This window comes from Bacillus cereus group sp. BfR-BA-01310, from assembly GCF_022664325.1.
Classification (GTDB): domain Bacteria; phylum Bacillota; class Bacilli; order Bacillales; family Bacillaceae_G; genus Bacillus_A; species Bacillus_A paramycoides.
Genome location: NZ_JAKUHD010000014.1, coordinates 86,623 through 99,481, shown reverse-complemented (window position 1 = coordinate 99,481; position 12,859 = coordinate 86,623). Strand labels below are relative to the sequence as shown.

The following is a 12,859-nucleotide window of genomic DNA, read 5'->3' as shown; positions in this document are numbered from 1 at the left end:
TTTTTATAAGTGTTTTTCTACAAGACTATAAAATAGTATTCACTTTTTAAAATAAATCAACGGCATTTTCATATTAAAAATGCCGTTGATTCCAAATTTTTATGTATGCGATTCGCCATTTCATGAAAGTAGATTATATACTAGCGAAATACATCTATTACAAATTACCTTTAACTTTTCCGACAATCTCGTTTATCGTATTTCGATCTAGCTTGTCACTAATTTCGTATGGCTCACGATCTCCTACGAATTGCACGCCTACGATATCATTACGATTCTTACCATATTGCACTTCAATAATAGATCCATGCTCTAGTTGTTTCCAAATGTAACCTGCTTCATCCTTATTGTCTAAAACAATACAATCCTCAATATTTTCATTAATTCCAATTAACATGTTATCGTCAATATACCCAATCTCGTATTGTTGACGTTCTTTCGCTTTGCCGCTTACTAATATACCCGCGTTACCATATGAGTAATCCATATAGTCCCTTTGCTCCGTTTGTACCGCTTTCGGCTCTTTTGCTTCAGTTTTTTCAGCAGTGCCACAACCCGCAATAAGACCGATTGGCATAACCGCAGTTAATACTACTCTAGTAAATTTCTTTATCATTTATAAACAACCTCACATACTTAAATTAAGGACTAGGCCATTTAAACCTAGTCCCTACATAACTTTAACTTTGCTTCACATACTTAATTGTATTGAATGACGTCTCATTAAATAATTGCAAGTTCTTCCCATCATAATCTTGAACTTTATATGCTATTTTCTTTTTTTGAATTGTATCTTCTACACCGTCTACTAAACGTTTATTGAGATGTAAATAGATTGTAAAAGCTTCCTTATCATACTCCCAAGTTCCTTCAATATAATTCTTCTTATTTGGATACTCACCTTTTCCATACGTTTCAAATGTCTTATCACCTTTTAGAATGAGTGACATATTGAAACCGTCTGTTCCTTGGAATCCCCAGTTACCGATTAATTCCGTACCATCTTTCACATTCTTCATAACGTTATCCGTGTTGATTCCAGCTTTCTTATCTAACTCTTTTATATCCTTAATAGATACTGTACCATCACCAATTTTAATATCCCCTTCAAGATCTTTGAATGCTTTAAGCCAGTAAACATCGCCTTCTTTCACTAGCTTTTCTGATTTCTCGATTAACTCCTTATCGGTCTTTTCACCTTTTTCTCGTTTTTCCTTTCGGGTGAATACTTCATTTATTAAAGCAAACGACTCTCTAAAATAACTAATTGCTTTTTCAAAATCCTTTTGTTGAGTTACATACTCTTTCGGTGGATCTATCGACTCGAATTTATCTAACACTTTATTTAATTCTTTCACGCTATCTACTATGTCTGATTTCTTTTTCTTACCGTCAAATACCTCTCTTGTAATATTGTTATGCTCGGCAAACAACTTATCAAACTCTACCCCTAATTTATAAACTTTATTAGGATAATCTTCCTTCGAAACTTTTTCTTTCTTAATATTAGACTTCGATTCTTTTACTTTAGACTCTTCTGTTTTCTCCTGTTTAGAAGTGTTTGTTTTCTCAGAAACTCCACAACCAAATAACAACATAACTGGAACTGCTACCCCTAGTAGTTTCTTGGCGTTCATGAATAATTTCTCCTTTTGTTTGAATAATTAACTATTTATTCGTACTATACTCATCCTCTATCTTTATCTTGCAATTAAAGTTATAACCGCAATAACGCCTAGAATCGGCCCCCAATATTCCATTTTTATAAAAAATAGTGAGTGCCTTTTGTTAAACATAACTTTTTCACCAGTTTCAGCATCTATATAAATTTTCCCACTTGGTTTATTAATATATCTTCCTAAATACCAAGACATAAGCCCTGATATAATAAACATTACTGCCATTGGCCAACTATGTTCTTGAAAATATGTAACGTCTCCCGTTATAGATTCAAAGAAAACCTTCCCCAAAAGAGTATTAATAATTACAATAATTGCGACTAAAAAACCCCAACCAGACCAAATAATCATTTGTTTCTCCTCCTAAAGCATACAACTTTGTACCTTATGTTAATTGGAACTACACACGAACATACCTATTTTTCTGAATATACGGACACTAAAAATTACACTTAACTTATATTCATCAATTAGATTCTAACTTTAATGTTCTAAATGCAAATGAACCAGACATAATTTGTAATATTGTTGGAATAAGCAAAAAGAATAATGACATAAATAACGTAACTATAGGAACCACAATCATACAAACTCCATAAACTTTATTATTAACCTTGTTTACTAAACACGCTAAAACGAATAACCCTATTTGAACCGCCAAAATAGTAGAGTAATAAGCTAAAAGTTTGTAATCAAAACCTTCCATAATATTAATGGCTACAACTATTAATATTATGGAAATAATCATTCCCAAAATGCCACCCATTAAACCTAGTACGAATTCAGGCGTTCTTTTCAATACGATCCCCCCTTCTATTAACCATTAACCATCTGTATATTTTTCCCATTCACCATCATACCAAATATTCATTGGAAAAACTATACATATAATTTTTTTATTCTTCCTTACCTTACTGTGATTTTCTCACAATTATAGATAGCTTGTAGCAGTTAAAAAATCAAAGTCTTCAAAATCACTAACCGAATTGTCATACTGAAAATTATAAATTAAAACAATAGAATTATAGGGTTTCCCTAATTTAACTCCTTCCTTAATTCTAGAAAGTATTTCATCATCATATGAACATCCCGCTAATAACACAGAAATATCATCACTCGTTTCTTCTAACACTTCCTTCTCGATAAAATCATCATCTACATCTATCATATCAATATTAAAATCAACAAAAAACTTTGCTGGTATAGAGTCTCCCTCTTCATCATACGTAACATCCATATATGCATCTAACTGATCTTGCGTTTTCATATTACCTAACCATATTGAAACCATTCCATGTACTTCCATTAATAGCATCCTCCTTTATTAAAATATTATACTCTCTCATTCAACCTACGCTTTAAATACTCAGCAATTTTCATTTCTCCTCTTTCAACAGCGAATGTATAAGCATCCATATCTTTCATATTATTACCGGAGTATTTTATCGTTATATCTATACCATTCATAACTAGTAATTTAACGATTTCAAAATGACCACTATATATTGCAGCAAACAGAGGATTTCGATCCGGCTCACTAGTATCCATTTCAACATGATGTTTAATGAGATACTCTGCAATATGTAAATATCCTTTTGTAGCCGCTCTTTCAAGGGCATTTGTAGAAAAAGTCCCACCCTTTGCATGAATATCTATCCCTGAATTGATTAAGTACTCTATTATTTCTAAATGTCCATGAGCTGTCGCTACATGTAACCACGTACCAAATGGCGTCACATACGATAACATCTCCGGCTCTTTCCCAAGTAGAGCTCTTAACATGTCCAATTGACCACTCTTTATGGAATCTCTCATTATTTTCGCAATTTGAGTCTTATCCATTCTACTTCTCCTTTAATTCTTATCTTGTAGAACTAACTTTATATGTTATCGACTAATTTAAAACTCATGATTTTTACCATTCACTTTTTTCTATATTATACCATTCTCCCAATTAGCTCTGGCTTCATTTACAATAAAATGCAATTCATTTTATTCAAACATCAGGCCGAATGTTGGGGGATTATTGAAAGTAGACATACCTCTAGAATACAATTAGTATTAACATTGAGAAGTATGAAAGACTTAAAAAATACAAACTTGATAATTACAATTAAAATGGTCTTTATATTAAGGAAGGAAGTGCACAGCTATGGATTTTAAAACAGTTATGCAAGAACTTGAATCCCTCGGTAAAGAGCGAACGAAAAAAATATACATATCTAATGGTGCGCACGAACCGGTTTTTGGCGTAGCTACAGGGGCTATGAAACCGATCGCTAAGAAAATAAAATTAAATCAAGAGTTAGCTGAAGAACTTTATTCCACAGGCAACTACGATGCTATGTACTTTGCAGGTATTATTGCAGATCCAAAAGCTATGAATGAGTCGGATTTTAATCGTTGGATAGATGAGGCTTATTTTTATATGCTTTCTGATTATGTAGTAGCAGTAACTTTATCAGAATCAGATATTGCACAAGACGTTGCCGATAAATGGATTGCAAGTGGGGACGAACTGAGAATGTCAGCAGGCTGGAGCTGTTACTGCTGGCTTTTAGGGAATCGCAAAGACAATGAATTTTCCGAAAGCAAAATTTCCGCTATGCTTGAAATTGTGAAAAATACAATTCATGATTCGCCAGAACGAACAAAATCCGCTATGAATAATTTTCTAAACACTGTGGCAATTTCATATGTGCCACTACACGAAAAGGCAGTCGAGACAGCAAAAGAAGTTGGTATAGTAGAAGTAAAACGTGACAACAAAAAAAGCAGTTTGCTAAATGCTCACGAAAGTATTCAGAAAGAACTTGATAGAGGAAGACTTGGTTTCAAACGTAAATATGTAAGATGTTAAAAGTATAAAGGTGTCAATCTAGGAAAGATTGACACCTTTTTGTGGAAATTACTGAACTGGCGGTACTGAAAGTTAAAGATAACCAATCATTCATTTCCCTTAGTACATCTTATACTTCTTCTTTCAATTTATATACCCTATCTCTTTTCTCATCATTTTTGATAAAAGTAAGCTTTCCTTCTGTCACAAAACCTTCTAATATTAAGCATACTTGTCCATATGCTTTCGGCTTATTCGTTGTAAATCTTTCATCTGATATTTTACCAGATCGTATTAATTCTTCGCATAGCTCTAATGCACTTATTTCTTCAGAATTAAATACTCCCAATATATCTTTTTGCAGTGGTGATAAAGGTACTGGTATCTCAGCTACCTCCACCTTTTCTTTTTCTTCTTCAAATAAATCTTCAAATGAAATTTGATTCATTACATCTTTTCCTTCCTAACAATGGATTTGTATAACATGAACTGAATTCTATATGTACTGGAACTTTTTAATTTAGTTATTGTCATGAATTCCTTATCTCATTACATGAATTCCATAAACTATGCACATCGTTTCAAGTAGTATGTTTCGATTATACCAAATATACGTTCTACTATCTATTGTAGAATTCTTTATAGCAGAAATGAAAGTAGTAGTGACCATTATCTTATTTATTAGTTGCATAAAACATGTAACCAAATAAAAAAACACTACCAATCGCAGTATTTGGGCTACCTCCACATGTCTATCAAGCTAAGAAAAGCGAACACACAAAACAAAAAAAATGACGAGGTTAATATTGTAGCATCTGGAAAGCAAGCAGTTTCTAAAGTCTAGTTAAGCAGATACAGTAAGCAAGTATACTATGTTACTAATGAAAAAGGATCTGATATTCATATCAGATCCCTTTTCACTGCTTCTTTTATAAATTTAAGTTCTTGATACATACATCGCTTCACACGAGGTTGCTATTTACTAGTACACGATAACCGGTTCATACGTGCTTAAATTATTATACACAGTTTTTGCAATACTAGGAGGAAGATTAACACATCCTCCTAATCCGCCTTTTCCGGTAGCAGTGCATAATTTATTTCCTTTGAGGAAGGGAATAATGTCCACTGGCTTTTTAATAAAATCAAATTGTATTTTTATTTGTCGGACTTAATTTTTTCGCAATATTCTTCTAAAGTTAATCCCTTTTCTTTTAGATACATAGCAACTTCTTTTCCTACATAACGATAGTGCCATGGCTCATACTTAATGCCAGTAATATCCTCTTTATCTTTTGGATAGCGGAGAATAAACCCATACTCTGCAGCATGCTTATCTAACCATTTGAATGCATCGGTAGTTTCAAATTTTGCATTTAAGTCTTCTACAGTATTCTGCCATTCAACTGAAATAATGTCTAACGCTAATCCAGTATGATGTTCACTTGCGCCAGGATACTGAAGATATTCCAATGCCTTAGCACTAGCCTCTGTATCCGACAAACCTTGAGATTTATAGCTTTTAACTGACGCATCATAATAAGTTTGTTGTAATTTTATAGCTCGATAACCTGACCTTAAATAAAGATTGATCCCCTCTTTTTTTGCAGCTGTTACCATATCCTGATAGCTAGTTGCAATTCTGCTATCTATTTTCATATTTGGCTTAGCATTTTGGGTGATACTTGTTAATTCAATCCCTAGTTCCTTTGATAACATTTGTTCTCTATTTACAAGAATAATTCTCCAATCATTAAGATCAGAAATAGGTAAAACATCTTTTTTATTCGCATTTATCTCAACTTTATTTTTATCGTTATGATTAGTAGTTTCCTGAGATGTTTGTTTTCCACTACAAGCAGCAAGGCTCCATCCCAATGCCAATACCAATGCTAAAATTATAAATTTTTTAATTGTATCTCATTCCTTTTTGTTTATTAGTCTTTATACCAATTTCCCAACACTTCTCTAGGAATATCCTTGAAATTCTTCAAAGAAACAGGGCCGACAAATTCTTTAATCCCATGATTTTTAGAATTTTCATCCGAATAATCTTTTAAAAATTGAATTTTAAAATGTTTCTTACCATCAGCATAGTCGGTTACTATCGGTACGACTGCCGCTTGTCGTATACCAAAAGTTTTATCTTCATACTTGACGAATTGTATATAAGATAGTCCTCCAACCAATGTTTCTAATTTTTCTTGAGCAGAAATAAGATTTCCAAGAGAATAATAGATTAGCGTTTGATGTCCATCTTTATTTTGTTTCCACTCAATTGGTTGAATTACATGTGGATGATTTCCAATTACTACATCTACACCTAAATCTGTTAAATATTGAGCAACTTCTTTTTGTTGCTTTGAAGGTGTAGAGGTATATTCAACTCCCCAATGCACCATAACAATCACCATATCAGAGCTATTCTTTGCCTTTTCCACATCATTTTGTATCGCTTTTTTATCAATTAAATTTAATGCCCAAGACTTATCAGCTGGAATTTTAATTCCATTCGTACCATATGTATAATTAAGTAGCGCAAAACGAATACCATTTTTTGTAATCGTTTTTATTTCATTACGTTCGTTTTGACTCTCATTAATGCCCACCGGGATAACATCCGGATATTTCTTCCAGTATTCTCTTGTATTCATAACACCTTTGATACCCATATCTATAACATGATTTGTCGCTTGAGTCACTATATTGAATCCAGTATCCACTAAAGATTGACCTACTTCTTCAGGTGTATTGAAAGTAGGATATCCCTGTACTTTTAGATTATTTCCTGCAATTGGAGTCTCCTGGTTCACTATAGCAAGATCACTTGATTGAACAGCACCTTTTATATTTTCATAAATATAGTGATAATCATATGAACCGTCTTTTTGTTTGCCATCTGTAATTACTGCGTCATGATATAAATTATCACCCGTTGCTATTAAATTCACAACCGATTTTACTTTTTTATCTTCAATAAAATTAGGAGACTGTTGAATAGGACTTTTATCTACCCAATTTGGCGCTTTTAATAATTTATCTGTATTTGATTGAGCCGGTGCTATTGAGGCTTTAGATGGCTTAACATCTGTATTACCGCAAGCGGTTAAAAGCACTAAAAAAATAAGACATAATAAAAAAAATTTTTCACTTCTCTGTAAATTATCTAACATGTGATCCTCTTTTCTGTTTTATTACTTATAACCAGTTCTAACAAATAACTTTTTAAAACAGCGTATTTTGGTTTTACACTTAATTATGGAAGGACACTCTGTTACATCTGCTTCAGAATATGCGGATAATCATTTTCCACTTTCTAACAATCTATCGATTCCATCAGAATTGATAGATTGTTAGATTGCTAGAAAAACATTATCCACCAGGATGTCGACTAGATTCTAATCAGCATCCTCCAGATATTGAATTTGATATATCTGTTCCAATTGTAGTAGCTGGTTAATCTAAACAAGAGAGGAGAATAGTTCATATAGCCTCCTCTCTTGCTTTACGTTTGTGAGTGGCTCCAAAAAGAGGGAATCGTTGCCGTACCCCCTTTATATATTGTGGAATCTTTGTAACTAATTTCTTTAAGTTGAGCGACAATCATTATACTGATAACAACAAGTAAGACCCAAGAACTTATTTTACCAATTTCCGAAAAAAGTAGCAATATTTTCTGCGATTCATATAAAGAAGCCAATTAGGAGAAATGAAAAAGGAAGTGGCGTTACGATATTGAATTTTTCTTTCAAACAACAAAATCGATGCAATAAAGATTAAGAAACAAACGGTGGACTTTACAACTGCAAAGTTTAAATAGCAAACTATTATAGTTAGGGCTCTATAATTCATGTCCCAACTCCAAAATTCTATAAGTTTAGCATTCTCCGGATTACTTTTAGATTTTTGTTTAGTAAGGTCCTCTCCGTACCCCCTTTATTAACGAGGCTAGAACAACCAATGTCTTTTCGTTCTTCCTAGAAAATATCTTTTCCTTCACTGATCAATTGTAAAAAAACAAGCCATCCAACACGAGCGAGTTGGATGGCTTATTCTGTATCAAAAAAGAGTAGCTGCTATTTTGATTACTTCAATTTCCCCTCAAAAACAATTTTTCTACCGCACGGTTCAACTTCTGTTTTCCCGTCTTTCTTCACTTCATGAAAGATTGGCTCTTCCATACGACGAGAAGGTGCATATCCTTCTTGTTCCATACGTGCTAAGCAATCTGTAATTGTTTCGTTTTCTAGTACTTCAAATTTTTTCTTATTAGGTTGTTTTGTCATGCCCTAACCTACTTTCTATTTTTCTTGATGCGAATTGATTTTTCATGTGAATAATATATAACAGTGCGAGAATTCCCATTATAATCATAACCGCAATAAAAAAGCTTGTATACTGTATTTTTTCTATAAATACGCCTCCTAATACAGGCCCCATAATACTTCCTATACTAAAGGCGATTCCGCATAATATATTACCTGCTGGTAGTAAGTGTCTCGGTAATAAATCTGTCATAAATCCAAGACCTAATGAGAAACATGATCCAATGACCATACCTGCTATAAGCATACATGCAAAGACAATCCAATAATATTGATCAAATACTGCTGCGAGTAAGAAAATGCCGGTGCTTATGCTAAATGTCCACGTTAAAATACGGTCTCTTCCGTATTTATCACTTAACATGCCGAGCGGAATTTGTGTAATAATGCCCCCAACTGCGAATGCTGGTAATAAGAAGGAAACATCTGATACAGACCACCCTTTACGAAGTGCGTATACTGGTAAGTTACTATTTAGCATCGCTTCAAGCACACCGTATGCGAGCGGACCGATTAATGCAATCCAAGCTAATCCAACGACTTGTTTATAACGAGAAAATGATGATTCACTTTCAGCTTTCGTTTCATCTTGTGCTGGAAATGCATTTTTCGTTGGTAGTAGTAAAAGCCATCCTATTAAGCAAAGTATAGTAGATACAATAAATGGTGTTGCTAGACCGTACTGAACAGTGCTTGCTAAATACGGGCCAACTGCAAAACCAATTCCGAAAAATACACCGTATATCGATACTTGTCTACCTATTTTACTCGGATCTGACGTTGTCGTAATCCAAGTTTGTGTTCCGACATGAAGCATATGATCTCCAACGCCAACTAGGAATCTAAGAATAAACCATACCCAAAATGAAAATGTTTGTGTAAAAAAGAATAATGAAATAATAACGAGAAAACCACCAATTACAATAATTGGTTTCATTCCAAACCTTTGCATCGGTTTTTCAAGAAACGGTGAAATAAATAATATCCCAATGTATAATGCCGTCGCATGAATACCATTAACGCTCGATCCGACTCCTTCTTGTTCGAATATCATGGCAATCGCAGGTAGTAACATTCCTTGTGATAAACCGGAAATTGCTACAATCCCAACCATAATCCAAAATGTAAATCGTATTGACATCCCTAACCTCTCCCTTTTCCAATTCACCATACTCATTATAAACGTTTTATTATATAATAAGAAAGAAGTTAGATATGTTTTATCTAACTTCTTTGCCATACCTATTTTTTAATTTTCCAACCAATTCTCCACATGTTGTATAAATACATCTAAACAATCAATAAACGGTGAATGTCCGCAATCTTCTAATATCGTCAATTTCGCGTTTGGCAAATGTTTTGCCAATTCCTCGCCAACTACTTGCGGGACAACATAATCGCGGTCACCTTGTATAACGAGTGTTGGAGCTTGAATACGATGAATATGCCCATTTCCTTGTACAACACCATTATGTTCATCTGAAATATTAAATGTAACTAACGAATAATTTACATCAACGAAATTGCGCTGCGTTAACATATCATCTAAATACTTTTCATAACGCTCTGATTCAGGTTGATTATGTGTATATATTAATAGATTCCATACTGTACGGTAATATACTTTATTCATATTTTTTATCGCATCTACAACTGGTATGATTTGCACTGGATCTTGCGCGATTTCTTCTTTCGTTTTTAATAAACTCGATACAATTGGTTGCCCATTAATATCTTTTTTAAAGATTGGATATCCTTTCATTCCTACCGATTCTACTAAAATTAGTTTCTCTACAAAAGTTGGGTGACTCGCTGTAAACTCCATCGCAACACCGCCGCCCATTGACCATCCCATTAATGAAAATTTCTCTAGCTTTAATTGATCTGTAAATAGTTTCACATCTTCTGCAAATTCTTGTAATGAATCTATCGACTTATTATACGTTGATTGTCCAAATCCTCTTAAATCAATTGCGTAAATATGATATTGATCTTGCAGTTGCTCAATAACTAAATCCCAATGTTGTGACGATGTCATATTCCCATGAATGAGTACAAGTATTTCTTTATTTTGCCTTCCAACCTCTTGATATGCAATCGTTTCTCCATTCGATAATGAAACAAACTCCATCGTTGCAGGCTTAATCATCACAAGTCCCCCCATTCTTTTAATAGAAAGAAAATTATTTACTTATTTCAAGGATACCATGTAGAATGTATGTTCTCAATATAAAATCTATACGAAATTTTTACATAAAACAACATGTCTATTACTAGACAATTATTATAAAAAAGTATATAGTTAGCTAGGTAACTAATTTGAAAGGATCAAACTACATGGACGAAAAACAACATTTTTTTCACATTGTCAGTCAAACTTCTCGTAAATTTACGAAGAAATTTAATGAACGTGTATCTCCAACTGGATTATTTAGTGCACAATGGGCTGTTATTTTCCGCATTAATCAAACTGGATCTTGTACCCAAACAGAATTATGCCAGTATTTAAATGTTGAATCCCCAACGATGACTCGCACGTTAACACGTATGGAAACGATGGGCTGGATTATTCGTACAGAAGGAAAAGATCGCCGTGAGAAGCTCATTTCCTTATCGGAAACAGCAATAGAAATGATCCCAGTATGGCAAGAAGAAGTTGATGCCTTTGAAGAAAAAACGCTAGAAGGTATTAAAGAAGAAGACTTACATCAAGCATTTCAATTGTTACAACAAATTATCAAAAATTTAGATCATTAATATGGAGGGATGACGATGCAAAGTGAGAGACTTTGGACGAAGGATTTCCTCGGAACTTGTTTTAGTAGTCTGTTTCTCTTTTTAACGTTTTACATGCTTATGACTACTCTGCCTGTCTATGTTATAGACGGCCTAAAAGGAAAACCTGAGGAAATTGGCTTAGTCGCAACTGTTTTCCTTATTTCATCTGTTTTATGCAGACCATTCACAGGAAAATGGCTTGATGATTTAGGACGAAAGAAAATACTATTTATTTCTCTTTCATTATTTTTAGCCGCTACTGTTATGTATTTCGGAGCGCAAAGTTTATTTTTATTACTTGCCCTTCGCTTCTTACATGGTATTGGCTTCGGAATGGCAACGACAGCAACTGGAACCATTGTAACTGATGTTGCACCCGCTCATAGACGCGGTGAAGCACTTGCTTATTACGGCGTATTCATGAGTCTGCCGATGGTAATTGGTCCTTTTTTAGGTTTAACAATTATTTCTCATTTTTCATTTACTGCACTATTTATTGTTTGTTCGGTATTTTCATTACTCGCATTTTTATTAGGATTAGTAGTAAATATTCCACATGAAAAACCAGTAAGTAAACACAAACGCGAAAAAATGAAATGGAAAGACTTAATTGAACCATCCTCTATTCCGATTGCTCTGACAGGATTTGTTTTAGCCTTTTCTTATAGTGGTATTTTATCCTTTATTCCTATTTATGCGAAAGAGCTCGGTTTAGGAGAAGTTGCTAGTTACTTCTTTATTTTATACGCACTTGTTGTTGTAATTTCTCGTCCGTTCACAGGAAAAATCTTTGATCGTTTCGGTGAAAATGTACTTATTTATCCAGCTATTATTATTTTCACAATTGGAATGTTCATTTTAAGCCAAGCGCAAACTTCATTTTGGTTCCTTGGCGCAGGTATGTTAATCGGTTTAGGTTACGGAACATTAATTCCAAGTTTCCAAACGATTGCAATTTCTGCCGCTCCAAACCATCGACGTGGTTCTGCGACAGCTACTTACTTCTCGTTCTTTGATAGTGGTATCGGCTTTGGTTCTTTCATTTTAGGTATAGTCGCTGCCAAATCAAGTTATCATAATATGTATTTTATCGCAGCTATTATCGTTGCGTTCACTTTACTTCTTTATTATGGATTACACGGACGAAAACAAAAATTCAAAAAGCAACGTACAGACGGACAAATATCCGCGTAACGTTAATAAGGAAAGTAAACTTCCCCGTTTACTTTCCTTATTTT

15 protein-coding genes are annotated in these 12,859 nt (G+C 33.7%); 3 read left to right on the top strand and 12 right to left on the bottom strand.

Features of this window, described 5'->3' with window-relative positions; translation table 11 throughout:
- Positions 1-157: 157 nt before the first annotated feature.
- The 6 genes from MR109_RS22075 to MR109_RS22050 form a co-directional block, all read right to left on the bottom strand.
- Entirely contained in the window at positions 158-616 is a 459-nt protein-coding gene (locus tag MR109_RS22075; RefSeq protein WP_242273880.1) for a hypothetical protein, read from the bottom strand.
- 64 nt (positions 617-680) lie between these two features.
- The gene (locus tag MR109_RS22070) at positions 681-1,637 is read right to left on the bottom strand and encodes a DUF3994 domain-containing protein (RefSeq protein ID WP_242273878.1); all 957 of its coding nucleotides are present in this window, start codon (positions 1,635-1,637) and stop codon (positions 681-683) included.
- Between the two features lie 63 nt (positions 1,638-1,700).
- A complete protein-coding gene (locus tag MR109_RS22065; RefSeq protein ID WP_242273877.1) occupies positions 1,701-2,030 on the bottom strand; it encodes a hypothetical protein in 330 nt (109 codons plus the stop codon).
- A 115-nt stretch (positions 2,031-2,145) separates the two neighbouring features.
- Positions 2,146-2,478 (bottom strand): DUF4064 domain-containing protein, encoded by a 333-nt coding sequence (locus MR109_RS22060; RefSeq protein WP_242273875.1) that lies wholly within the window; start codon positions 2,476-2,478, stop codon positions 2,146-2,148.
- A gap of 132 nt (positions 2,479-2,610) precedes the next feature.
- Entirely contained in the window at positions 2,611-2,985 is a 375-nt protein-coding gene (locus tag MR109_RS22055; RefSeq protein WP_071719011.1) for an immunity 22 family protein, read from the bottom strand.
- A gap of 26 nt (positions 2,986-3,011) precedes the next feature.
- Positions 3,012-3,521 carry an ankyrin repeat domain-containing protein gene (locus MR109_RS22050; RefSeq protein WP_071719012.1) on the bottom strand — a complete coding sequence of 170 codons (510 nt, stop codon included), beginning with the start codon at positions 3,519-3,521 and terminating at the stop codon, positions 3,012-3,014.
- 310 nt (positions 3,522-3,831) lie between these two features.
- On the opposite strand from MR109_RS22050, the gene MR109_RS22045 reads away from it, so the two are divergent.
- Positions 3,832-4,539, top strand: coding sequence for a DNA alkylation repair protein (locus MR109_RS22045; RefSeq protein WP_071719013.1), 708 nt, complete (start codon positions 3,832-3,834; stop codon positions 4,537-4,539).
- Positions 4,540-4,648: 109 nt separating this feature from the next.
- Here the strand turns inward: MR109_RS22045 and MR109_RS22040 are convergent, their stop codons facing one another.
- The 6 genes from MR109_RS22040 to phaZ form a co-directional block, all read right to left on the bottom strand.
- Complete coding sequence (locus MR109_RS22040) at positions 4,649-4,966, bottom strand: DUF3895 domain-containing protein (RefSeq protein ID WP_242273873.1); 318 nt, start codon at positions 4,964-4,966, stop codon at positions 4,649-4,651.
- Between the two features lie 710 nt (positions 4,967-5,676).
- Positions 5,677-6,408, bottom strand: a complete 732-nt coding sequence (locus tag MR109_RS22030; protein ID WP_083594742.1) for a M15 family metallopeptidase — start codon at positions 6,406-6,408, stop codon at positions 5,677-5,679.
- A gap of 47 nt (positions 6,409-6,455) precedes the next feature.
- Positions 6,456-7,691: a CapA family protein gene (locus MR109_RS22025; RefSeq protein ID WP_242273871.1), complete on the bottom strand. Its 1,236-nt coding sequence runs from the start codon at positions 7,689-7,691 to the stop codon at positions 6,456-6,458.
- A 912-nt stretch (positions 7,692-8,603) separates the two neighbouring features.
- On the bottom strand, positions 8,604-8,804 hold the full coding sequence (locus MR109_RS22015; protein ID WP_000166302.1) for an NETI motif-containing protein: 201 nt from the start codon (positions 8,802-8,804) through the stop codon (positions 8,604-8,606).
- Positions 8,788-9,984: an MFS transporter gene (locus tag MR109_RS22010; RefSeq protein ID WP_025148639.1), complete on the bottom strand. Its 1,197-nt coding sequence runs from the start codon at positions 9,982-9,984 to the stop codon at positions 8,788-8,790. The genes MR109_RS22015 and MR109_RS22010 overlap by 17 nt, the downstream gene beginning before the upstream one ends.
- Before the next feature lie 108 nt (positions 9,985-10,092).
- The gene (gene phaZ / locus MR109_RS22005; protein WP_242273869.1) at positions 10,093-10,992 is read right to left on the bottom strand and encodes an intracellular short-chain-length polyhydroxyalkanoate depolymerase; all 900 of its coding nucleotides are present in this window, start codon (positions 10,990-10,992) and stop codon (positions 10,093-10,095) included.
- Between the two features lie 188 nt (positions 10,993-11,180).
- Here phaZ and MR109_RS22000 point away from each other — a divergent pair, with 188 nt between their 5' ends.
- Both MR109_RS22000 and MR109_RS21995 read left to right on the top strand, forming a co-directional pair.
- Positions 11,181-11,600 (top strand): MarR family winged helix-turn-helix transcriptional regulator, encoded by a 420-nt coding sequence (locus MR109_RS22000; protein WP_002172648.1) that lies wholly within the window; start codon positions 11,181-11,183, stop codon positions 11,598-11,600.
- Between the two features lie 15 nt (positions 11,601-11,615).
- On the top strand, positions 11,616-12,815 hold the full coding sequence (locus MR109_RS21995; protein WP_048373097.1) for an MFS transporter: 1,200 nt from the start codon (positions 11,616-11,618) through the stop codon (positions 12,813-12,815).
- Positions 12,816-12,859 lie beyond the last annotated feature (44 nt).